The sequence below is a fragment of the Neptuniibacter sp. 2_MG-2023 genome (genome assembly GCF_030547495.1).
In the GTDB taxonomy this organism is placed as follows: Bacteria; Pseudomonadota; Gammaproteobacteria; order Pseudomonadales; family Balneatricaceae; genus Neptuniibacter.
On sequence record NZ_JAUOQC010000004.1, the window covers coordinates 231,116 to 252,381 of the forward strand.

The window sequence follows — 21,266 nt, forward strand, 5'->3', positions numbered from 1 at the left end:
CTCAATTATTTACGACTTTACGCTGTTGACCAATATAGAAAATAACCCCTATAGACCATAACACTAGCGGCAATACGATCCAATTCATTGCTTGCCAACCTAATGTCATCTCTAACCAACCAGAAGATAATGCAGTAACTGCTACCATACCAAAAACAATGAACTCATTACTTGCTTGAGATTTAGCCTTCTCAGCGGGTTTATAGACTGTAGTAAACAACTGAGTCGCGCTAATAAACATAAAATTCCACCCAATACCTAGACAGAGTAACGCAGTCCAAAAATGCCATTCACTAACACCGGTAAGGTTTATGCCTATACAGGCCAGCATAAATAAGGCCCCTAAATGCATGATAGGGTAGATACCAAAACGATTAATTAATCCCCCCGTAAAAAATGATGGCGCAAACATCCCAAGCACATGCCATTGAATAACCTGAGCCGCTTGAGGAAAGGTGAAACCACACCGAACCATGGCTAATGGTGTTGCAATCATTAACAGGTTCATGACGACATAACTGACCATCGCAACAATCACTGCAACGATAAATACAGGCTGAGAGGCAATCTCTTTTAACGGCCGCTGGGGCGCATAAGTATTTTGTTCTTGCTCACATGGGAGCTCAGTAAAAAAGAGCATCAACAACGCTATAGTATAGAGTGCAAGTAAACCGATAAACGCCCCAACAAATTCAAACTCACCGAAATAGGTCTGGCTATAAATCGCTAACTGAGGGCCTACAATCGCAGCAAGTACACCACCAGCCATAACAAAAGATATCGCATTACTTTTCTGTTCATCCGCGCAGACTTCCACAGCAGCAAAGCGATATAAGGTACCAAACCCTATGCCAATACCGAGCAAAAACGTGCCTAATGAAAACAAGTAAAACAGGTCCGCGGTTAATGCAAAGATACATACAATAGAGCCTGAAATACCAACACAATTACCTAAATAGAATCCATTTTTACGCCCTATGCGCTTCATAATTAAGGACGCTGGAATTGTCGCTGCCATTAAGCCTAAAAACTGAGTGGCGACGGGGAACGTTGCTAAACTGGGATTAACCGTTAGACTTTGACCAATCAACGCAACGACAGACACCAATAAAACATTGCCCGTTGTCAGCAGCGCTTGGCATACGGAGAGTAAAAAAACATTCTTATTCATTAATCTATCCCTACTTCGTTACTCAACGAGTATGTCCCAAAACGTGCTTTGTATTCCCGAGGGTTAACACCTAAGCGCCTCAAAAAAACACGTCTTAAATTATCAGCAGAGACAAAGCCACAACGCTCAGCAACTTGTTGAAAACTGAGCTTCCCTTCACACACTAACTGTTGTGCTAAGTTCAAGCGACTACTCTCTATATAAGCCGCGGGCGAGCTCTCACAACTCTCTTTAAAAAGCCGAAAGAGATGTCGCTCACTAACGCAGCAGTACTCAGCTAACAGAGCCAATCCAAGGGATTTATCTAAATTTTTTTGTATATAAGCCTGTGCTTTAGCCACAACCCCTGTGGCTTTATTCTGGGCATTTAATTGGGTACTAAATTGCGCCTGCCCGCCCGGACGTTTAACAAAAACCACTAGCTCACGAGCAACATCCATAGTAATCCCATGGCCAAAATCCTCTTCAACAAGCGCCAACGCTAAATCAATCCCCGATGTAACGCCTGCCGATGTATAAAGATTCCCTTGTTTAAGCCAGATAGCATCGTTCTCAACCTCGATATCCTCATAGTTTTTATCGAGTAAAGAGCAAGACTTCCAATGTGTGACCGCTTTCTTACCTTTGAGCAATCCAGCTTCCGCTAATAGAAAAGCGCCACTACAAACCGAAGCAATTCGATTAACCCGCTTAGCACTCTGCTTTACCCAGTCAATAAGTTCATCATTATGGAGAAGGGTTTTAACCCCTCGCCCCCCTGATAACAATAAGGTGTCCGCGTCCATCAGATCAGAAAACGCTAAATCGGGTAAAATTTTCATACCAGAATTGGTACAAATGGGATGCGTATCTACACCAACAATTTTAAGTTGATACGCTTCATAACCTAGAGCCTGATTAGCCGAAGCAAACACTTGCAACGGCCCGGTCAGATCAAGAATCTGGCAATCCTGATAACCTAAAGCAGCGATGATCTTCATAAGATACCTCCAATAAGATGGAGCCAGTATCTCTTAGAGGTGAAATGTCCTCAATGACTAATAACAGTCAATTTAGGACATTTACAAAGGCCCGTCACTTAGATAAGCAACGCGAAACGCTAAAAAATAGAGCTACAACGACAGAAGATCAATCTTCTGTGGATTGTAAGATTGTACTGCTTCACTCGCATCTACCGGCACCTCAGGTTTAAAGGTTGGGGTTTCAGTTCCAGGTACTATACCGTGAGGGTAGCCCTGCTGAAGACCTTTAAAATCGAATAGTTCAGTGTCAGCCAAATGCGAAGGCACAACATGCTGTAAAGAGCGAAACATTGTTTCAATACGACCTGGGAAGTTTTTATCCCACGTTTGCAACATCTCTTTGATAACCTGACGTTGAAGGTTTTCCTGCGAACCGCAAAGGTTACACGGAATAATAGGAAAACCTTTTAGTTCAGCATAAGCTTCTATATCTTTCTCTCGAGCATAAGCGAGAGGACGGATCACTGTATTTTTACCATCATCCGACACTAATTTTGGCGGCATCGTTTTTAATTTACCACCATAAAACATATTCAGGAAAAGGGTTTCCAAAATATCATCACGGTGATGGCCTAACGCAATTTTTGTCGCACCAATCTCTTCAGCAAAGCCATACAACGAACCTCGACGTAAACGAGAGCAAAGCGCACAGGTTGTTTTTCCTTCAGGTACAACCTCTTTGACAATCGAGTAGGTATCCCGCTCTAATATATGAAACGGCACGCCTATAGTTTCTAAATAAGCAGGTAAAACTTTTTCAGGAAAGCCCGGTTGTTTTTGATCCAAGTTCACAGCGACCAACTCAAAATTAATCGGCGCACTACGTTGCAAGTTCATTAGGATATCAAGCATAGCGTATGAATCTTTACCTCCTGAGAGGCAGACCATCACTTTATCCCCTTCCTCAATCATATTGAAATCTTCAATAGCTTTACCCATCTCACGACGTAGTCGCTTCTGCAGCTTATTTTGACGGACTTTTAGCTTTTTCTGTTCGGCAGAATCAAGCTCAGCAGATGTAAGATTATGTATTTCAGGCGTACTATTTGAGTTCATTACTGACACGGCCATGGAACTGATTCAGTTCGGTTAGATTCAATTGAGATGAGCATCAATACTTTGATGGTCGCGAATTATACATCAACATTTTAAGTGATACACTTTCAAGGAATCCCTGCTATAAAGAAATATAAATAAACCTGTATCAGACATCTTAAGGCAAATTAATCATGAACCGTTTAGCCAGAAAAGTTATCCTCATCTGTTTTGCATTTACAATCACGACCTTAAGCCCAATGTCCATAGCTTCGCCGGTTTTTAAGTTAGAGATGGAAGGTGATTTTGAGGGAAATTACGATAAAATCAGTCAATCACTTGATGCCAATAAATTTTTTGTGATTTTTGAACCTAATATAGGTAGCTCTCTTAATCACTTTAAAGAACGCTGGGGTGATCAATATAACCAAAATGGCTATGAAGAGATTCAAAGCTTAGTATTTTGCAATCCTTGGTATGTTAATCAAATCCTTAATAAAGACCCTGAGATGGCTGCATTATGCCCTCTATCAGTAACCTTGCTACATAAAAACAGTAAAACCACAGTGCTTTTTCTAAGACCTAGTCAACAGAAGCCAAGCAGCCCCGCCCAAGCCCTATTAATTGAACTTGAAAATGACATAGTCAACGCGTTCGAACAGGCACAATCAGCGGAATAAACAGTTATCGCTAAGCTAAGCAAAAAAAGGGGGGCTATTTTATCCAATTTATCTCTTTTGCTGTCTCATCACCCACCACAACATCCTCTAAGCTACTAGGAATAACCGAGAACCTTTTTTCAACAGGGATGCGCCCTCCCATAACTTCAGCTTGAAGTTGTGGCAGCAAAGGCGACAGATTTGGATCAGCGTAACCTTCAGGCCAAATAGGCTGGTTATTATGTAGATCATATTTATCCGTTGCACCAAGAGTATGTAATAGCTCATGGACGATAATAAAATCGTTTTGCCTTTGATAATCCTTACTGGCAAAACCATTAACGACACCCACCATCCCCTTTTGTAGACCAAGAGAATGCTCTAAAACCTGATGGTTTCGAGGAGAAAAGAGACGCAGATACACTTGCACATCAGCACTAGGTCCTTGCCAACTGTTATTGTTCCAAGCCCAATAGCGAAGATGAAGACTCCATATTACGCTCTCTAAAATACTGGATTGTTCAGGTGGTTTTGGTGGGTCTTTAGGTAAAGGGGGCGCTAGATAAACCTCAACGGGCTGATCTAAAACGATACCGTAGCGTTTTGCTTCACGGCTAACAAATTGTTCAATATCATCAAAATCTTTATCACTCAATCCGTTAATAAATTGCTGAGTATCTGCCCGTTGATCTGAATTAATAGGATAAATAACCACCCATAATGACTCCTGCCAATCCGTAGAACGAACCCGAGAGAGCCAAGCATTTAACGCCACAACCAATAGCACTAAGATTAAAATCGTTAATCTCAATTTACCCCATAGCGTTCGCTGTGACATTACTTAAGATCCTACTTTTTATCTAAACCGCTTTAAAACAAGCCAACAATAATCAGATAACGTACTGCTTTCCCTAGTGTAAGCATTAGTACACTTAAAATAAAAGCTGTTTTCAACCATCCGGCCATGAAACAGATAGGGTCTCCAATGATAGGTAACCAAGATAAAAGCAAAGAGAAGGCGCCGTACTTTTTTATCCAACTCTGGGCCTTCTGCTGACGCGGCTTATCAAAAACACGTAGCGGAAAATAGTGCGCTATCCCTCGCCCCATCAAGAAAGTAACAACACCACCTAATACATTTCCCGCCGTTACAGCTAGCCATAAACTGGTAGCACTATGTATGCTTTCATTTAGCTGCCAAGCTAACAAAACCTCAGAACCACCAGCTAATAAAGTAGCTGAAATAAAACCACTGATAAACAGTGCCGTTAAACTAAGCTCCTCACTCACAAGGCATCCATACTTGCTTTAATACAACGCAATACACCCATCTCATAAGCTCCGGCCAAAGCATCATAGACCGGCTTTAAAGCATGGCCATACTCGTGCTGACACTCTAAGATGACCTGTTCAATATTTTTGAATTCATTACTCGGTAATTCAATAACATCATCTACAGCCAACTCCTTTTTCAAAATAGACTGCGCTAGATGAGCATAAATAGCATTGGCAGATAGATGCTGCTGGCGTGCAACTTGATCAACGGTCATACCACTTTTATAAAGCAAAACCGATTCTTGAGCTTGGCTTGCAACCTCATCCTTACCACTACCCTCATGTTGCTCAATCACACTAATAAAATCAGCTCCATACAGATCTAACTTCCGTTCACCTACGCCATTTAAACGTCTAAACTGATCGGAGGTTTGTGGGCGATACATCACCATCTCCATCAACGTTGCATCATGGAAGATCACATAGGGCGGTACATCTTGTTCATCCGATAAACGCTTACGTGTAGCTTTAAGGTCATTCCATAAAGCATAATCGGCCGCTTCTAATTTACTTTGCGGTACTTGATTCTTACGATAAGGCGTATGCTGACGCTGATCTTTACGTAGCTGTATCCTCTCCTCACCTTTCAATAGGGGACGACAACGATCCGTTAAGTGTAAAACCCCGTGCTGATCAACATTCACACCTAAAAATCCACGTGCCACCAGTTGACGAAAAACCGAACGCCACTGGTTTCTATCTAAATCTTTACCTATACCCCAAGTAGATAGTTTCTGATGCTGAAAACGTTCAGTTTTATCATTAGGTTTACCCAATAATGTATCCACAACATGGTTTACACCAAAGCTCTGCCCTGAACGATAAACCGCAGATATAGCTTTACGCGCCGCATCCGTGCCATCCCATACAGGTACAGGCTCTAAACAAGTATCGCAATTTCCACAGGGAGCATGATCATCTTCACCAAAATAGCTCAATAGGACTTGCCGACGGCATGATGTTATTTCGCACAACCCCAGCATAGCTTCCAACTTTTGCTGCTCGACTATTTTCTGTTCCAGCGGCGCTTGTGAGCCTTCTAGCATTTGGCGTAGAAACATTACATCCTGCAAACCATAAACCATCCAAGCATCCGCAGGTAAACCATCACGTCCCGCACGGCCTGTTTCTTGATAATAAGCTTCGATACTTTTTGGTAGATCTAAGTGAGCAACAAAACGAACATTAGGTTTATCAATCCCCATACCAAATGCGATGGTTGCAACCATAATGATATTTTCTTCGGTCAGGAAACGATGCTGATTATGGCTACGCAGATCTGTTCTCAAACCGGCGTGGTAAGGTAGTGCATTAAACCCCTGCTCACTCAACCACTCAGCCGTATCCTCTACCCGTTTACGGGAAAGGCAATAAACAATGCCGGAATCTTTAGGATGCTCATTCTTTAAAAACTTAAGAAGTTGTTGCTTAGCTTTATCTTTCTGACCAATTCGATAACGAATATTTGGCCGGTCAAAGCCTTGAATAAACTCAGCGGGTTCATGTAGTGCCAAACGGTGAACAATCTCTTGCTGGGTACGTTGATCAGCGGTTGCCGTTAATGCAATGCGAGGGACGCCCGTAAATAATTCTGCTAATCGGCTGAGTTGTAGGTATTCAGGCCTAAAATCATGACCCCATTGAGATACACAATGCGCTTCATCAATCGCAAACAGGGCGATAGGGCACTCTTGCAAGAGTGAGAGCGTTCTTGGCTGTAATAGACGTTCCGGCGCTATATAGAGAAGATCAAAACCACCCGCTCTTAACTGATGCTCTGTTTCATTGATTAAAGAAAAATCTAAGCTAGAATTCAAACAACCCGCTCTAATCCCCCACTGGGAGAGCGCGGTAACTTGATCTTGCATCAAGGCAATTAAAGGCGAGACAACCACCGCTGTTCCTGGACGAATCAGTGCTGGAAGTTGATAACAAAGGGACTTTCCTCCCCCTGTTGGCATAATAACCAGCGCATCGCTGCCATTAACCAGTGTCTCAACTATCTCAGCTTGAGGCTCACGGAACTGTTCGTAACCAAATACGTCTTTTAAGATCTGAAGGGCGCTAGAAATCATGCACGGATTATCCAGAAAGCTAGACAGCTTGTCACTCCAATTAGGTCATCTAGGACAAACAAAAAAGCTGCTAATTATTACTTAGCAGGCTAAAATCAACCTCATTATCTTTTATGGAATAGTTTCATGTCTCTCAACACTGCAAATACCTTGACCGACGCTGAGTTGGATCAATTGGATGATTTTCTTTATTCAGATCACGTCTCAGAAGACTGTCTTGATCTTATTGGTGTTCACGGTCTTTTCTGTGCTTTAAATATCAGCCCAACCCCGCTGGCAGAAGAGACATGGCTAGAATTAGTATTCGATGAGACACCTAAGTGGGAATCAGACGCTCAAGAAAAAGAGATTATGTCCCTACTAAAACGTTTCTACGCCAGCATCGGGGCCAACTTTTACAGTGATGGAGAGATCGAGCTTCCTTGTGAACTATCTTTAGATCCAGAAGAAGATGAAGATATTGCGCCTCTTGCTTGGTGGTCTCAGGCGTTCATGGAGGGTGTATTTACTCAGGAAGACAACTGGTTTTCCAATAAAGCCGACGATGATGTAGCCCAAATGCTGCTACCGATTATGGTTGCGTCTGAGCTATTTGACGAAGATGACATCAACAAAATACGTGATGACGAAAATCTTTGTGCAGAAATGTGCTCTCAAATTCCAGAGCTGTTAGTGGATCTTTACCTACACTTCCACGCACCTGAGAAGTAATAATAGAGGCGCGGGCTACTAATTACCTTACGCCTGCGCCAACTTTATACTTTTAATTGATTATTACGATCCCTCGAACGACGAATCAATTCATCCCCATCTGCTTTGGGCCCCAACTTAGCGATCCGATCATATAAGACTACATTAACCGTCGCCGCCAAGTTCATACATCCAACAGTAGGTATGTAGATTACATCTTCACACCAAGCCACAATCTCTTTATCTATAGATCGATCTTCTGGGCCAAAAATATAGAACGCATTTTCAGGGTGCTGATAATCAATTAACGATGTTGCCCCTTCCACCAGTTCAATAGCAACCGGCCGCGCTCCTTTAGGTATAGCTTGTTTAAAAGACTCTACATGTTCTAAAGGGATCCGCTCAACAGCATTACGTGTATCAGTTTGTAAACGGCGCCCCTGCTCTTGAGCTTTATTAAAACGGTTACCGGTATAACTCACCGATGCAGCGTTATAGCATCCCGCAGCACGCATTATAGCGCCTACATTTTCTGGGCTTTTAGGGTCAGTTAATCCGATATGAGCTTGATGATTACAGGGCATATACAAAAAAGCCTTATTAAAAAACATGCATCTTATAGCAATCTATATGAGAGGAAAATGCACAGTAACAATTAAGAAAAACTAATTTAAACAGCCAATCATCACGAACAAGCTTTCAAAAAACTGCGTCTATTTAGAGATCGATACAAGGTAGTAGCAAAGCCACCCACCCTTGTATCGATTTTTTAGAAGATTAATAGGTTACGCGAGCAGTACCACTTCCAGTTAATACACGTACTCGATCACCTGATCTAAACATTGGACCATCAGCAACTTCCTGAACAACAGAAATAGTATTGCCATTATCAAGGCGGACAGTAACCTCTTGGCCTTGAGTCTGAGTTAGTGATTCTTCAGCTGACTTACCGGCTAAACCACCGGCAACTGCACCTAAAACAGTTGCTATGGTCTTCCCTTTACCGCCACCTACATTAGAACCTACTACGCCACCCACGACAGCTCCAGCACCTGCGCCCACAACTGAATTTGTTCCCTCAATAACAACAAGCTGTGCAGACTGCACAACGCCATACTGCACTTGCTGTACTTGACGCGCTTCACTACGAGAATAAGTATCTCCACTTAAACTATTCACACAGCCAGTAAGTGCTAGTGAACAAGCTAAAGCCGCTGCAATTGTAAATTTATTCATAATTCCACTTCCTTCTCTATCTTATTTTAAGCACCAAATGGCTGATCCATGCCCATAAGGTCTCTTTTAATCGACGATGCCATGGTCTTTTTGACCAGTTTTCATATGTTACTTCCTGACAATGAAGCAAATCATCATTAAATAACTGAGTCATCTGTTCTAAACATTGTTCATCATGCAGTTCAATATTCGCTTCTAAGTTCCAACGTAAATTCCAATGATCCAAATTACATGAACCTATACTCGCCCAGCTATCAACCACCGACATTTTTGCATGAAGAAATCTCGGTTGATATTCAAAAATCCGTACACCCGCTTTTAATAAACGACTGTAATATCGTTTAGAAGCGTGGAATACCCAAGGTTGATCGGTATGGGGCCCAGCAATGATTAATTTCACATCTATTCCCCTTTTTGCAGCTCGCCGTAAAGCGTGTCGCATAGAAAAAGAGGGTAAAAAATAAGCGGTCATTAACCACACATTATTATTGGCACTGTTCACTCTTTTCAAAAAACTCGCTTTTATATCCTGTTGATAGAGTCCCTGAACAGTACATACTCTGACCTTCGAGTTACCTTTTTGTTCCAGACTACCACCAGGCGAAAGCACCTGTGCTGTACAACGTTGCCACAATTCATTAAACATAGTGACAAGGTCTGTTACAACCGGTCCTTCAATTTGAGCCATAAGGTCATGCCAAGGACAACCAGCTTCATCTGCTAACCAGTATACATCGCTTAACCCTGTACCACCGATGAACGCGACGCGCTGATCAGCAACAAGTAGTTTACGATGATCACGGGCAAAATTTCGAGTAAATTTGCTCACATGCAGTGGGTTATAGACAACGATTTCAACGCCTGCTGCCTTCAACACATCACGGTCTGCATTGGAGAAGCGATAAGATCCAAAATCATCAATGATCAATTTAACCATAACACCGCGTTGTGCAGCTCTAATCAGTGCTTGAACAAAACGGCTCGTAATCACACCAGAAGAGACAAAATAAAACTCCAGTAACAAGCTATATCGCGCTTTTTCGATCTCAGCCAACATTACAGGGAAGAAATTTTCACCATCGACTAGTAGTTCAACTTTATTATCTTCTCGCCACTCAAACTGCTTACGCATTATACAACCTTAAGACCGCTTTATTGATAATCACCATAAAGCCGTGCATACAAGCCATTATTGTTTATTAACTCTTCATGCTGCCCTTGTTCACATATTTTTCCATCTTCAAATACGTAAACATGATCAGCTTGTTTCACAGCACTTAACCTGTGAGCAATAATGATAGTTGTTCTACCTTTCAGGAATGTTTCTAAAGCTTGATGTAATGAAGTTTCTGTTTCTGAATCTAAAGCTGAGGTCGCTTCATCTAACACAACAACTTTAGGATCACTAAGCACCATACGTGCCACGGCAAGGCGCTGGCGTTGCCCTCCCGATAAACGTATGCCTTGGCGCCCCACTCGTTCATCCAAGCCGCTCTCAAGGTTTTCCACAAAACCTTTTAGTTGAGACACCTCTAATGCCTGCCATAGCTGAGCTTCACTAAAGTCTTGCCCCATCATTAAATTGCTGCGAATCGTGCCATTAAATAACGCGGGTTGCTGTAAAACAGTGGCTACATTATCTCTAACACAGGCTAAGCCAATCTCTTTTACAGAGATACCATCAAAATATATCTCACCCTCATTTGCCGGATACAACCCCAACAGCACTTGTACTAATGTTGATTTACCACCACCACTTGCACCAACTAAAGCAATTTTTTGTCCCGCTTCTATATTAAGTGAGACACCTTTAAGTATGGGTTGATCATCCATATAACTGAAATGGATATTTTGCAGGCTGACAGAAACAGTTCGTTTACCTTCAAACGGGTTATGCTGTAAAGAGTATTCAGGTTCTTGAGCCAAGCCCAATAGACTATTAATTCGCTGTAAAGCGGCCTGAGCACTGTAAAAGCTGTACTGGATACCAAGTATCTCTTGCACTGGCGACATCATAAACCATAGATAACCAAAGACAGCCATCATTTCACCAATAGACAGATCTGAGAACACCACCATTAACATCGATAATGCTCTAAATAGGTCCACCCCCACCATAAAAATAGCGAAGCCAAAACGATTAGCAGCATCGCTCTTCCACTCAAAAGCACTAGAGCGATCTCTAACAACGCGGGCATCATCAATTAAACGTGATAAATAATGTTGCTCACGATTACAGGCGCGAATCTGCTGAATATTATCTAGAGTATCAGTCAAGGCTGCCTGAAATAATTCATAGGCTTTATTTTCACGCCCTTTTAGATGTTTAACTTTCTTAGCTATAGATGTAGTGAAATAGATAACCACAGGGTTCAAAAAGAGAATAAAGAGGGCTAGCTGCCAATGCATCCATAATAAAATGGCAGCGGTTCCTATGATTGATAATGTGGCAATTAACAAACGGCTTAAGGAGCTACCTAAAAAGCGGTCAATCGTATCTAAATCGGTTACAAAATAAGAGGTAACAGTCCCACTCCCCAGAGTTTCGTACTCAGCCATAGATATGCGTTTTAAGCGTTGTAAAAGTCCCTCACGAATGCGGTAGGTCACATCTTTAGAGATAATAGTGAATTGCCTCGCCTGCCAAACATTAAACATTAAGGCGATAAAACGAAGACATAAGGTAACTATTAAAATCACGCTGATATAGAGCACAGGTCCTAACCAATCATCCGGAAAGAGCGGATTGATAGTTTCAACGATAAAACCAGGTTTATTTAATAAGACCTCATCGACTAACAGAGGTAAGAAAAGAGGCAAAGGCACAGAGGCAATAGCCGCGAATAGAGCAATAATATTTGCCTTTATTAACTCTCGTCGATGCTCCATAGCGACATCGAGTATATACCGCCAATCATAAAAATTTTTCACATTAGCTCCCTATCGTCTAGATAGGCTCAGTATAACGGAGCTTATGCATTTCATATAAACAAAAAAGCCCACATTATTAAATGCAGGCTTTTATCATTTTAAGCGATTACAAGGTTAGGCTTGTAACATGGCGAATAACTCATCTTTCAACTTCAGACGTTTTATTTTCGCCTCCTCTTCAACCTGAGTGCTAACAGCTTCAATTTCCGCTTCCATATGCTCTACATGCTTTGTTAGTTCATGGTATTCACCCAAAAGACTAGCAAACCGATCATCTTTCATTTTTAAGTCATGAATACGTTCACGGTACTCTGGAAAATCATTAATTAAAGCATGGTGTTCAATAGGCATTAGGTTCCCCTTATATTTATTCTGCTTCTTTATGTCTTCAGTCTCCTCCTCTACCTAACTGAAAACATTGACAAGCATCAACACTCTGATTCAAACAACTTTGCCTTAAGCTTAACCAACTTCACCTTGCTTTCTAAGCTTAATGATCTGCTTTTGAACCCCCTAAACATTTAGGGGAAGGCATAACAGTCTCTCCCTTTTTATGCCACTCAGACTGGGTAAACAAATGCATTGATAAAGCATGTATTGGTTGCTTCATCTCTTCTGCAAGCAAGCCATATATTAGTTGATGACGCTGAACTAAGCGCTTACCTGCAAAATCCTCAGAGACGATCGTCACTTTAAAATGGGAATCGGTTGCCGGCCCTGAATGCATATGACTTTCATTTTCAATCTCTAGATGGGCAATAGATAATCCCGCTTCCAACTTAGTTTTAATAATTGCTGCAATACTCATTTTTCGGCCTTCTTTTCACTTTCTGCTTTGGCTACTTGATCTATCGCCATTTTCAAAAAGCGTTTATGTATTTTCCGTGTTGTAAACGCCACTAAGCCAATTACAACCGGCACAGATATACCCATAATCAGATCTTTATTTAACTCAATACCCGAGTTATAAAGCGCCTCTAGGAGATACTTTAACAAGCCTATAGTGTAGTAACTAATGGCAGCAACCGATAAACCTTCCACTGTATGCTGCATCATTAACTGTACTTTAGAGCGCTGATCCATTGAGGCTAACAGATCTTGGTTTTGTGACTGTATGGATAACTCAACACGCGTTCTCATCATCTCAGCTACACGGTCGATACGCCGAGATAGATCTTCTAAGCGATTACTGGTAGCACGACAGGTCTTAACCGCTGGGGTTAATCGGCGTGTCATAAACTCTGTAATTGTTAAATGTCCTGAGACCTCGTCTTCTCTTAGCTCTTCCAAACGCTTAATGACAAGATCATGATAAGCATAAGTAGCACTAAACCTAAATGTAGCTCTCGCTCTACAATCTTCTACCCAAGCAGCCATATCGGTTAACCGTGATAATAGCTCCTGTTCATCAATATCCTTGCTATGGGCTAGATGATAAGTTACATCGGCTAATTTCTGATCCATAGCCCCTAGTGTAGGGTTAATCTCGCGCGCAGTAGGTAAGGAGAGCAGACACATCAATCGATAGACTTCAATCTCCATAATCCTTTGCACTAATCGTCCTAACTGGCTATCACTCATCTGTTTGTTATAGATAAGAAAACGACCAAAGCCATCACCATGGGTCTGAAAGGTCGTCCAAACACGAGCATCACCATCTTGAGGGCTACTTCCGACTAAACGCATCCCTTCAAAGAAACGCTTAACAAGAGGAAGGTTTAACTCTTGAGTTTGACGCGCATCCTCAACTGACAGATGGAAAGCACACATCACGGTACCTGGAATATCCGCCAACCAGCCTTCAGGCAGAGGGGTTAAGCCGGTAATTTCAAAAGGGTTCCCACCCTGCTCTATATCTGTATTGATAAAGGTATAGGTCGTGAACTCCATATGTTTTTCACGTCGTATCCGTAACTTATCAAAATCACAGTGATAACAAAGCTCATCAACTAGTGGCGGTTTAATTCCAAAATGATGGTACAACTCTTTAAGATGTTCAAATTGCTGCTGACTCTCTTCCTCATCACACATAACGGCTAAGTGAGTAATTCGAGCAGGGCTTTGAATCACCTGAAAGGGGCGAGAATGTAACTCACTGTATAATGTATCTCGCATAGGGTGCATACGCAGCCCATAAGGATTTACTGGTTGTTCCATCTATATACTCCAAAAAGATCAAACAAACGTTAACGCTTAAAGTTCGTCTAAATTCGCCATCATTAATGGTTGTGAACTTAAATCTATCGCCATAATCTGTGGATAAACATCAAACCATTGCTTAAATGATTCATAGGTCAGTTCATGGGGCCAACAATCCCCTAATTCGTCCCACGCAGAGAGTTCATTTTGAAAAATCTGCAACCACTGGGCTTCTAATGCTTTGCTAAAATCAGCTTCGGAGCTTACCTCTGCGATAAGATATACAGTACCTTCCCGCCTTTGCTCCTCTAGAGATAAGCACTGATGTAAACCATCGGCATCCACATCAAGACTATTGGTCCAATTTGCAAAGGGTTCTCGCGGTAGCACAACAAACGCTGAACGGTTCAGCAACTTCATGGTTCTTATCCTTTGCTTTCGTTATACTCGCAGTAACAAACGGTTGTGGTTTTATACCCATCATAACAGCTCATAAATTTCCCTCTAGGGGCAAAGAGACGGAGTTTACACCCAGTCGATGTGGATTTTTAGCCTACTACTCTTGACCCGTATAGAAAACAACATTCGTTTTAGGCTTTAACAGTGATTATCCCAGTACTTCAACAACTTAACACACGTGATGAATGGATGGCTTTCTGTCGTAGGGAAACGCCCTACTGTTTTATTGAAACGCCTGAATGCTTATTAGACTTCCAATCCACTTTTTTAATCATCACTCTTTTACCTAATACGACCTTAGCCCACGATGCCATCAAATATAGCTTGGGTTCAAGAACTAGTATGGAGCCTGTTTGGCAGTTAATTAAAGGTTGTAATTGGAACCTCAAAACAATTATTTTGGGCCTTGAAGAGATGGATTTTAGTAGTAATGTTCGCGACAACTCATTATTAAAAGTCCACACAGACCTAAGCGTCCGAAAATATTTCAGTCGAGAGCGCGGCATAATAACACCCGCACGTTTAGGACTGCTGGAGCCTTTAATGGCTTTACCGGATATTTGGGATGCGATAACACTTAATCAGTTGATCAGTAACCAGCAATTTTCTGATTTGAAAAACGAACAAAAGCCACTTTCAAACCTCTCGCCCCCAACTATCAATGAGCTTAAACTTATACTTTTAGATCCCACTGAACGCTGTATAGGGAAAATGCATGCTGGACGCTTACATATTTTTCGAGGAAAGCGATCATTCATTAGCTTAGTCCCTCAACTACATTGGCCATCGCCTCGCCTTAAACGAAAAACAAATTAACAGCCCATCTCCAATAATAAAAAAGGCGCCAAAAGCGCCTTTTTTATCTACATTAGCTCACTACATTAGCGGCTAAGACTCAACCAAATCTATTGCAGCATCAGGCTCTAAGTCAGCGATCATTTTCAAGGGGTTATCTGAATTAAGAAGCTCCCGTCCCCGTTGAGTAGGGAACTCTACATCTAAGTCTACCACTCGTCCATCACGACAAACGTTGATAATGGTATCCATACATGAACTTAGTAATGAGTACTTTTCATCCGGCGCTGCGATAATAGTCTGCAGACCTAAATCACTCATAAAGCCAAGGGAAGTTACGGTATTTTCTGAATCAAGTTTATTAAACGCTTCATCAAATACTGAAAGACTCATACCACCTAGAGGTTGACCGTCACTACCTTCTCGCAGACGGTAAGTCGCCCCTTGTGCAGCTGCGATCGCCACATAAAACGGTACCTGATGCTCACCACCGGAACCGGTTTTTATACGCTGAGTTAATGTTGTTTTCCGATTACCATCAAGGTCTTTAACGACTAACTCAAAGTTATAGAAGTTTCGGTAGTCTTGTAACAGGCTACTCTCCCCTTCATCTTTTAACACTTCATGAATTTTCGCTAACGCGTCTTTATGAGGCTTATCACTGTCAAATTTAAGATCAAACAGTGAACCAACATTTGCAGAATCCATCTGCGTATAGGCTTCTACCAGTTCCAGAATATCTTTCAGTTCAGGGTTAGGCATCATCTCAAAGCTATACATCTCTTTATGGAAAGGACGGCCTTTAAGATGTTGATTTAACTCACGAATAAGATCTTTTATTTTATTTATTTGGTCATTCAAATGGGCGACAAAGTCCGAACGGAAAGCCGTTTCAGCTTCTAAACGAGCACGCTCTGCTTTTTGACTGTAGTTAGCCAACTCAGAATCTTTAAGTGCTTGCACCGTTTCATCCACAAACGCGGCTAATTCTTCATGACTAGAGTCCGGCGTTACTTTATCCAACTGCTGATGACTTAAACCGCCACCATGGTATTTAGCTTTATATTGCGCAACACCATCACGTACGGCATTTTTCTTTTTCTCATGCAGAGAGAGCTCAGACTGAGCTTTCTTTGCCGCTTCAAAGATAATGCGCTCTAATTCACCTGAACAGCTTTCATCTAGATAGTCACGTTTCTCTTGGGCTGATTGTGCATCATAGTCTTCACTGGCCTCACACTTAGTGCGGGCAACTGCGTGTTCTTCTAACTCAGTATCAAGTACTTCTAAGGTTGCATTATCTTTGATAATAGAGGTACGTACTTTCTGCAACTTATCCATTAGTGAACGCTGCATCTGTTCAGTTTCTTTCTGCTCTGCAACGCAATCAGCGATACGCTGCTGAATACCGGTATCATCTTGATTACGTAGATCAGTGATTGCTTGACGCTGACCATCGATCTCGGTCGTTAGCTGCTCACGCTGATTCACGAGATCGAATACACGCTCATTAACATTATCTAAGCCGTTATTTAGGGTAATTAACGCATCACGTAATTTTTCTAGCGCATCATGGTTTTTACCCAATTCAGAGAATTCAGTAATCAATTGATCCACTTGCTTACCTTGCAAAGCGGCTTGATCAGAACGACGACGGATACCCATAATCGGCTGCTGTTCATTGATCGCTGTTGTCGAGCCTTCTGTTTGCAACATGCAATCATAAGTTAAGGCTCGTTCATGGCGAAGCAGCTCGGTTTCAGTTTCAACCGCCATAACGCCGCCTAATGCACGGTTCATATACGCCCGAGCATGATCGTTCTCTGTATCAATAAAGTGCGCTAAAGATCCGGCTTTATAACGGCTGAGCCATTCACCTGATTTAGTCGTATTAACAATTCGGCATCCTTTAAGATGACGACCTTTACGGCGATAAAGCGTAATCGCCTCTTTGACCCGATCAGGATCAACAATCAACGCTTCTCGACGTGCACCTAAGAAGGACTCAATGGCAATACGCCATTTATCGTCGTTGATATCTGCTAATTCACAGATAGGTGTTGATTCAATACCGTACTCCTGCAGCAGTTCCATCAACTCACGCGTATTTCGGCGTACAGGTGCATGACCTTGGCGCAGGGACTCAACCGCATTTTTCTGGTTTTGAATATCTGAACGTAACTCATTAATACGAATGACAGAGTGTTCATATCGTCTAGATACTTCACGGCGAACACCCTCTATCTGTTGCTTCAGGTTATCCAGAACATTATCAACCTCAACCGGTGACTGTGGCCATAAGTCCGCCATAATATCCTGTCCTGAACGCCATTGAGCAACACACTGCTCCACAACGGGGACGAACTTATTGGGTAATAGTTCTGAATTTTCAGCAAACCCAACAGTTGTTCGCATCAAGCTATAGACTGCCTGAATTCGCTCTTTCACAACATTAACTTCATGGGTTTTTGCAGTGATGGAGGATTCGAGAGCTTTCACTTTATGCGCAGAATCTGAGGTATTTAATTCAGCTCGGGCATCAGCCAAATTCTGCATGATCTGGTTAAGCTCATCACTCTTACTTTCAAGCTCTTTTTGTAGCTCAACTTCTTTTTCCTGATTATCCTCTAAACGCTCAGCTGCATCCTCTTTTTTAAGGTCTGCATTTTCAAAACGCGTTTCATGTACCACCCACTCATATTCGAGGGCATTTTTAACATTACGCTGGATACCGCTACAAAGCTCCTGAACTTTTTCAAGCTCGCCAATACGATTAGCAACTTCGCGGGTTTTCGTCTCCATCGCTCTATATTCATCCAGAGACTTACGAAACGCTCCTACATGTACGATATTCTCATCAAGTACAAATTCACGGATAAAGCGTGTAGGGCTATCGATTGGGACGAACTTTAGTGCGTTCTTAAAGTTTTTAACGAATTTATCATCATCATTCGGCATCTCTGGGTCGTAACTTAAATGTGTTACTAACTCCCTGACAAACCGACTAGAGCGCTTCTCTAGGATCATCTCCGGGCACTGTTTTAATAGATGTCCGCGCACATGCTCCCAGGATTTAGGTAAACGCCCTTCACTTGTTTTTTCAGTGAAATCATCTAGCGATACAGCGCAGTCCGGTAAAATAAAACGCCCTAATATATCTTCATCCGCCGCAGCCGTAGAGGCGCTAATCGCAAGCCCTACGGTTGTTTCTTTAGCCGTTTCTGTATCGAAAAAGCTCAGTGCTAAATAACAAAGCGAATCCTGACGGGCCGTGTTTTTCTTGCCATCATCATCTAAAAAACCTAAACAGTAAGTTCTAAGACTACGTTCACTTTTCTCCCCAGCAGAAGCGTTGAAACTTAAATGCCGTTTATTACCACCCATCAATACAGTTTGAATTGCATCCAAAAGTGACGATTTACCGGAGCCGTTTGGTCCAACAACAGCAACATTACCTTTAATCGGTATTTCAACTGCACCTAACACATACCAGTTAACCATGATAATACGGTTTAGCTGCTTCATGGTGTTGTTACCTCGTCATCCATGCTGCTTTGTTCAGTCATCGCTTCTTCCGGTTCAGCTGAGGTTGTTGATGCTTCAACTTCATCAATCGCTTCGGCCTTATCAGACTCATCCTGTTCGTCGGTAATAGAATCTGCGTCTATATCCTGTTCATCTTGATCACAGAGACCTTCTAACTGACGGATAAAGTCTTCTACTACTACTTGACGAATAACTGGATTAATCTTCAATGGAATATTCTTAGGTTCCATCTCATCCGGCTTGCCACGTTCAATGACCCCATGACGAGAGAATAAAGACAATATTTCTTTTAATCGTGTTTCGTTTGGAATCTCTTTACGCGTCAGGTTCTCATACAGCGTCAATAACTCATCTGTGCTGGTATAAGCTTGTCCACCTTCGACCTCGAAATTCTCTAAACGTTGTTCATATTGCTGACGAATACATAACAGTAATAAAGATTCATCAAGACGTAACCGCATAAAGCGCTCTTCGCCTTTAGGTAAAATCCCCATATAGGCTTCGTCCGGTTGATGGACAAAGCTCCAACCAATCGCTTCAAAAAGATTGGTAAAGTAATCCACATGTGAAGAGACTAAGAAATAGCTTTCTCTATGCCCTGGACGTTCCGCATAAAGGAACTGATTTGTCAGCAGTTGATTCGCCGCACGGCTGAAATCACTCGCTTGGTATTGATCGCTACGACCAATAATTTTCTGCAGATCACCTAGCATTTAAAACGTCCTTTGAATGCTCTTTTCTTGTTATGCAAAAGTCCCGACACTCAACCATATCGGCAACGTTAACGTAGTTTTCGTTAAAACTAATATCGTAACGATCGCTGGTTTTTCTCGCTTTTTTGCCCATGGACTTCATATGTCTGATGTAACTAAAACAGATGTAATCTTCTATGGAATCAATTTCAAAATCTTTCGCAGCTGCCTTATCTCGTCCAATCAGATGACGTTCAAGATAAGCTTCGACGCGATCAATTTTAACTTCTCGACGCTCCTTATATTCTTTAAAGAGCTGACGTAAATATAAAACTTTAGGATCAATCTCTTGCTTTGTAATCACCCGTGGTTCAGCAGCGACACGACGTTTAATCGGCGCACGTACACTGCCAGGGGCCAGAAAACCAACCGTTTCTAAACTCTTGATCCTAGGTATCTCACGACCATCTTTTTGCGCTATATCTGCAATAACACGGGACAACCGCGAAGCCATCCCAGGTGTCGTTTTATCCATATAACGCACGGTATCCGAAACCCGTTTTTCCAGACGGTAACGAAAATCATCAATTGTGGCCAAGCGTTGATCAACCGAATCAAAAATACGGATAATACGATTAATATGTTGATGCACACGCGCTTCAGCGTCATGAATATCCACTTCAAACTGCTGCTGATAGTGCATAATCAGTTGTTGTAATTTAATGGTATCGAACTGTAGCTCTCTCAACAGAGATAAAATTTGCTGACGGAAGCGGAACGGATTGTTTTTTGTCTTTAAAGTTTTGTAGTCAGAAACCAGTATATGCTCTACAAATCGATCAAAAAAGTTACGCACAATCTCTTGCGGGTTATTAGTGAGCGACAAATTAATCTTCAGTTCGCGCAACCCAAGCATCATATCCGTTAAATGAGCACTGAAATCAGCAGCGGTCTGCGCAGCCTCAGATAGAGTAATACCACGCCCAACAGGGTCATTAACCGCAGACTCTAAAGAGCTCAAGACGTTCAGTACGGCCCCGCCATAGCTTCTTTTCTCTAAGTTAGCGATAGAAACTAAAGTACGCAGTAAAAAGCTATTTGCTGGAGAGAGTAGGACATACACACGGTAGATACGCTGCTCCTCTTCCAACCATCCGGTGGACACTAGCCTGCGATAAATACGGCTAGTATATTCCGCCGTTGAGCGAGGTACTTCTTGCTGTTCCTCCTCGGTATCCCCTTCTTCAGGCTCCCAACGTCTAACACCGAGCCTGACTACAGCAGCTTCAATAGTCGAACGTACTAAATCTTTAGGAACAAACGGGTCTACAAGGTCTTCATCGAAGAACAGATCAGCCAATGAGGTGAGTACAGCCTGATATACCTGCCGATTTTGACCCGACAAAGGTAAGAACAGATCATCAGGAAGTTTATTAAAAAGCATTCAGCGTTAATCCGCAGCGTTATTTTTTTGAATAATA

At 42.1% G+C, this 21,266-nt stretch carries 20 protein-coding genes; 3 read left to right on the forward strand and 17 right to left on the reverse strand.

What is annotated here, in order from left to right:
• Position 1: 1 nt before the first annotated feature.
• The 3 genes from Q4486_RS06125 to ttcA form a co-directional block, all read right to left on the reverse strand.
• Entirely contained in the window at positions 2 to 1,171 is a 1,170-nt protein-coding gene (locus Q4486_RS06125; protein ID WP_303518772.1) for an MFS transporter, read from the reverse strand.
• On the reverse strand, positions 1,171 to 2,151 hold the full coding sequence (locus Q4486_RS06130) for a GlxA family transcriptional regulator (RefSeq protein ID WP_303518773.1): 981 nt from the start codon (positions 2,149 to 2,151) through the stop codon (positions 1,171 to 1,173). Before Q4486_RS06130 ends, Q4486_RS06125 begins: the two co-directional genes overlap by 1 nt.
• Before the next feature lie 132 nt (positions 2,152 to 2,283).
• The gene (gene ttcA, locus Q4486_RS06135; RefSeq protein ID WP_303518775.1) at positions 2,284 to 3,249 is read right to left on the reverse strand and encodes a tRNA 2-thiocytidine(32) synthetase TtcA; all 966 of its coding nucleotides are present in this window, start codon (positions 3,247 to 3,249) and stop codon (positions 2,284 to 2,286) included.
• A gap of 173 nt (positions 3,250 to 3,422) precedes the next feature.
• Between ttcA and Q4486_RS06140 the strand changes: the two genes are divergently transcribed.
• Positions 3,423 to 3,908 carry a DUF302 domain-containing protein gene (locus tag Q4486_RS06140; protein ID WP_303518776.1) on the forward strand — a complete coding sequence of 162 codons (486 nt, stop codon included), beginning with the start codon at positions 3,423 to 3,425 and terminating at the stop codon, positions 3,906 to 3,908.
• Positions 3,909 to 3,942: 34 nt separating this feature from the next.
• Here Q4486_RS06140 and Q4486_RS06145 read toward each other — a convergent pair whose 3' ends face one another.
• From Q4486_RS06145 to recQ, 3 genes are read right to left on the reverse strand one after another with little or no spacing between them, the layout of a single operon-like run.
• The gene (locus tag Q4486_RS06145; protein WP_303518778.1) at positions 3,943 to 4,725 is read right to left on the reverse strand and encodes a hypothetical protein; all 783 of its coding nucleotides are present in this window, start codon (positions 4,723 to 4,725) and stop codon (positions 3,943 to 3,945) included.
• A gap of 32 nt (positions 4,726 to 4,757) precedes the next feature.
• On the reverse strand, positions 4,758 to 5,177 hold the full coding sequence (locus Q4486_RS06150) for a YqaA family protein (protein ID WP_303518780.1): 420 nt from the start codon (positions 5,175 to 5,177) through the stop codon (positions 4,758 to 4,760).
• Positions 5,174 to 7,297, reverse strand: coding sequence for a DNA helicase RecQ (recQ, locus tag Q4486_RS06155; RefSeq protein ID WP_303518782.1), 2,124 nt, complete (start codon positions 7,295 to 7,297; stop codon positions 5,174 to 5,176). The genes Q4486_RS06150 and recQ overlap by 4 nt, the downstream gene beginning before the upstream one ends.
• A gap of 126 nt (positions 7,298 to 7,423) precedes the next feature.
• On the opposite strand from recQ, the gene Q4486_RS06160 reads away from it, so the two are divergent.
• Positions 7,424 to 8,008: a YecA family protein gene (locus Q4486_RS06160; RefSeq protein ID WP_303416879.1), complete on the forward strand. Its 585-nt coding sequence runs from the start codon at positions 7,424 to 7,426 to the stop codon at positions 8,006 to 8,008.
• Between the two features lie 44 nt (positions 8,009 to 8,052).
• On the opposite strand, the gene Q4486_RS06165 is transcribed toward Q4486_RS06160, so the two are convergent.
• The 8 genes from Q4486_RS06165 to Q4486_RS06200 all read right to left on the reverse strand — a co-directional run bounded on the left by Q4486_RS06165 (position 8,053) and on the right by Q4486_RS06200 (position 14,713).
• Positions 8,053 to 8,571: an RNA methyltransferase gene (locus Q4486_RS06165; protein WP_303416881.1), complete on the reverse strand. Its 519-nt coding sequence runs from the start codon at positions 8,569 to 8,571 to the stop codon at positions 8,053 to 8,055.
• Between the two features lie 193 nt (positions 8,572 to 8,764).
• Positions 8,765 to 9,223 (reverse strand): glycine zipper 2TM domain-containing protein, encoded by a 459-nt coding sequence (locus tag Q4486_RS06170; protein ID WP_303416882.1) that lies wholly within the window; start codon positions 9,221 to 9,223, stop codon positions 8,765 to 8,767.
• Positions 9,224 to 9,239: 16 nt separating this feature from the next.
• A complete protein-coding gene (locus tag Q4486_RS06175; RefSeq protein WP_303518783.1) occupies positions 9,240 to 10,355 on the reverse strand; it encodes a phosphatidylserine/phosphatidylglycerophosphate/cardiolipin synthase family protein in 1,116 nt (371 codons plus the stop codon).
• Positions 10,356 to 10,375: 20 nt separating this feature from the next.
• Positions 10,376 to 12,154 (reverse strand): ABC transporter ATP-binding protein, encoded by a 1,779-nt coding sequence (locus Q4486_RS06180; protein ID WP_303416885.1) that lies wholly within the window; start codon positions 12,152 to 12,154, stop codon positions 10,376 to 10,378.
• A gap of 114 nt (positions 12,155 to 12,268) precedes the next feature.
• Positions 12,269 to 12,505 (reverse strand): YdcH family protein, encoded by a 237-nt coding sequence (locus Q4486_RS06185; protein ID WP_067864184.1) that lies wholly within the window; start codon positions 12,503 to 12,505, stop codon positions 12,269 to 12,271.
• A gap of 139 nt (positions 12,506 to 12,644) precedes the next feature.
• On the reverse strand, positions 12,645 to 12,962 hold the full coding sequence (locus Q4486_RS06190) for a BolA family transcriptional regulator (RefSeq protein WP_303416887.1): 318 nt from the start codon (positions 12,960 to 12,962) through the stop codon (positions 12,645 to 12,647).
• Positions 12,959 to 14,311, reverse strand: coding sequence for a DUF3422 family protein (locus Q4486_RS06195; RefSeq protein ID WP_303518784.1), 1,353 nt, complete (start codon positions 14,309 to 14,311; stop codon positions 12,959 to 12,961). The genes Q4486_RS06190 and Q4486_RS06195 overlap by 4 nt, the downstream gene beginning before the upstream one ends.
• Positions 14,312 to 14,347: 36 nt before the next feature.
• Positions 14,348 to 14,713 carry a hypothetical protein gene (locus tag Q4486_RS06200; RefSeq protein ID WP_303416890.1) on the reverse strand — a complete coding sequence of 122 codons (366 nt, stop codon included), beginning with the start codon at positions 14,711 to 14,713 and terminating at the stop codon, positions 14,348 to 14,350.
• A 183-nt stretch (positions 14,714 to 14,896) separates the two neighbouring features.
• Here Q4486_RS06200 and Q4486_RS06205 point away from each other — a divergent pair, with 183 nt between their 5' ends.
• Positions 14,897 to 15,568: a hypothetical protein gene (locus Q4486_RS06205; protein WP_303416892.1), complete on the forward strand. Its 672-nt coding sequence runs from the start codon at positions 14,897 to 14,899 to the stop codon at positions 15,566 to 15,568.
• A 72-nt stretch (positions 15,569 to 15,640) separates the two neighbouring features.
• On the opposite strand, the gene Q4486_RS06210 is transcribed toward Q4486_RS06205, so the two are convergent.
• The 3 genes from Q4486_RS06210 to Q4486_RS06220 are packed head-to-tail and all read right to left on the reverse strand — an operon-like array spanning position 15,641 to position 21,229.
• Positions 15,641 to 19,072 carry an SbcC/MukB-like Walker B domain-containing protein gene (locus Q4486_RS06210; RefSeq protein ID WP_303416894.1) on the reverse strand — a complete coding sequence of 1,144 codons (3,432 nt, stop codon included), beginning with the start codon at positions 19,070 to 19,072 and terminating at the stop codon, positions 15,641 to 15,643.
• Positions 19,069 to 19,806, reverse strand: coding sequence for a DUF4194 domain-containing protein (locus Q4486_RS06215; RefSeq protein ID WP_303416896.1), 738 nt, complete (start codon positions 19,804 to 19,806; stop codon positions 19,069 to 19,071). The genes Q4486_RS06210 and Q4486_RS06215 overlap by 4 nt, the downstream gene beginning before the upstream one ends.
• Positions 19,796 to 21,229, reverse strand: a complete 1,434-nt coding sequence (locus tag Q4486_RS06220) for a Wadjet anti-phage system protein JetA family protein (RefSeq protein WP_303518785.1) — start codon at positions 21,227 to 21,229, stop codon at positions 19,796 to 19,798. Before Q4486_RS06220 ends, Q4486_RS06215 begins: the two co-directional genes overlap by 11 nt.
• Between the last annotated feature and the right edge of the window lie 37 nt (positions 21,230 to 21,266).

What these genes read in the sequence shown, in the direction of transcription:
- Q4486_RS06175 (WP_303518783.1), bottom strand. Translation starts at nt 10,355, where the DNA reads ATGCGTAAGCAGTTTGAGTGGCGAGAAGATAATAAAGTTGAACTACTA.
- Q4486_RS06185 (WP_067864184.1), bottom strand. Translation starts at nt 12,505, where the DNA reads ATGCCTATTGAACACCATGCTTTAATTAATGATTTTCCAGAGTACCGT.
- Q4486_RS06160 (WP_303416879.1), top strand. Translation starts at nt 7,424, where the DNA reads ATGTCTCTCAACACTGCAAATACCTTGACCGACGCTGAGTTGGATCAA.
- Q4486_RS06140 (WP_303518776.1), top strand. Translation starts at nt 3,423, where the DNA reads ATGAACCGTTTAGCCAGAAAAGTTATCCTCATCTGTTTTGCATTTACA.
- Q4486_RS06130 (WP_303518773.1), bottom strand. Translation starts at nt 2,151, where the DNA reads ATGAAGATCATCGCTGCTTTAGGTTATCAGGATTGCCAGATTCTTGAT.
- Q4486_RS06220 (WP_303518785.1), bottom strand. Translation starts at nt 21,229, where the DNA reads ATGCTTTTTAATAAACTTCCTGATGATCTGTTCTTACCTTTGTCGGGT.
- ttcA (WP_303518775.1), bottom strand. Translation starts at nt 3,249, where the DNA reads ATGAACTCAAATAGTACGCCTGAAATACATAATCTTACATCTGCTGAG.
- Q4486_RS06210 (WP_303416894.1), bottom strand. Translation starts at nt 19,072, where the DNA reads ATGAAGCAGCTAAACCGTATTATCATGGTTAACTGGTATGTGTTAGGT.
- Q4486_RS06200 (WP_303416890.1), bottom strand. Translation starts at nt 14,713, where the DNA reads ATGAAGTTGCTGAACCGTTCAGCGTTTGTTGTGCTACCGCGAGAACCC.
- Q4486_RS06125 (WP_303518772.1), bottom strand. Translation starts at nt 1,171, where the DNA reads ATGAATAAGAATGTTTTTTTACTCTCCGTATGCCAAGCGCTGCTGACA.
- Q4486_RS06190 (WP_303416887.1), bottom strand. Translation starts at nt 12,962, where the DNA reads ATGAGTATTGCAGCAATTATTAAAACTAAGTTGGAAGCGGGATTATCT.
- Q4486_RS06215 (WP_303416896.1), bottom strand. Translation starts at nt 19,806, where the DNA reads ATGCTAGGTGATCTGCAGAAAATTATTGGTCGTAGCGATCAATACCAA.
- Q4486_RS06165 (WP_303416881.1), bottom strand. Translation starts at nt 8,571, where the DNA reads ATGCCCTGTAATCATCAAGCTCATATCGGATTAACTGACCCTAAAAGC.
- recQ (WP_303518782.1), bottom strand. Translation starts at nt 7,297, where the DNA reads ATGATTTCTAGCGCCCTTCAGATCTTAAAAGACGTATTTGGTTACGAA.
- Q4486_RS06145 (WP_303518778.1), bottom strand. Translation starts at nt 4,725, where the DNA reads ATGTCACAGCGAACGCTATGGGGTAAATTGAGATTAACGATTTTAATC.
- Q4486_RS06170 (WP_303416882.1), bottom strand. Translation starts at nt 9,223, where the DNA reads ATGAATAAATTTACAATTGCAGCGGCTTTAGCTTGTTCACTAGCACTT.
- Q4486_RS06195 (WP_303518784.1), bottom strand. Translation starts at nt 14,311, where the DNA reads ATGGAACAACCAGTAAATCCTTATGGGCTGCGTATGCACCCTATGCGA.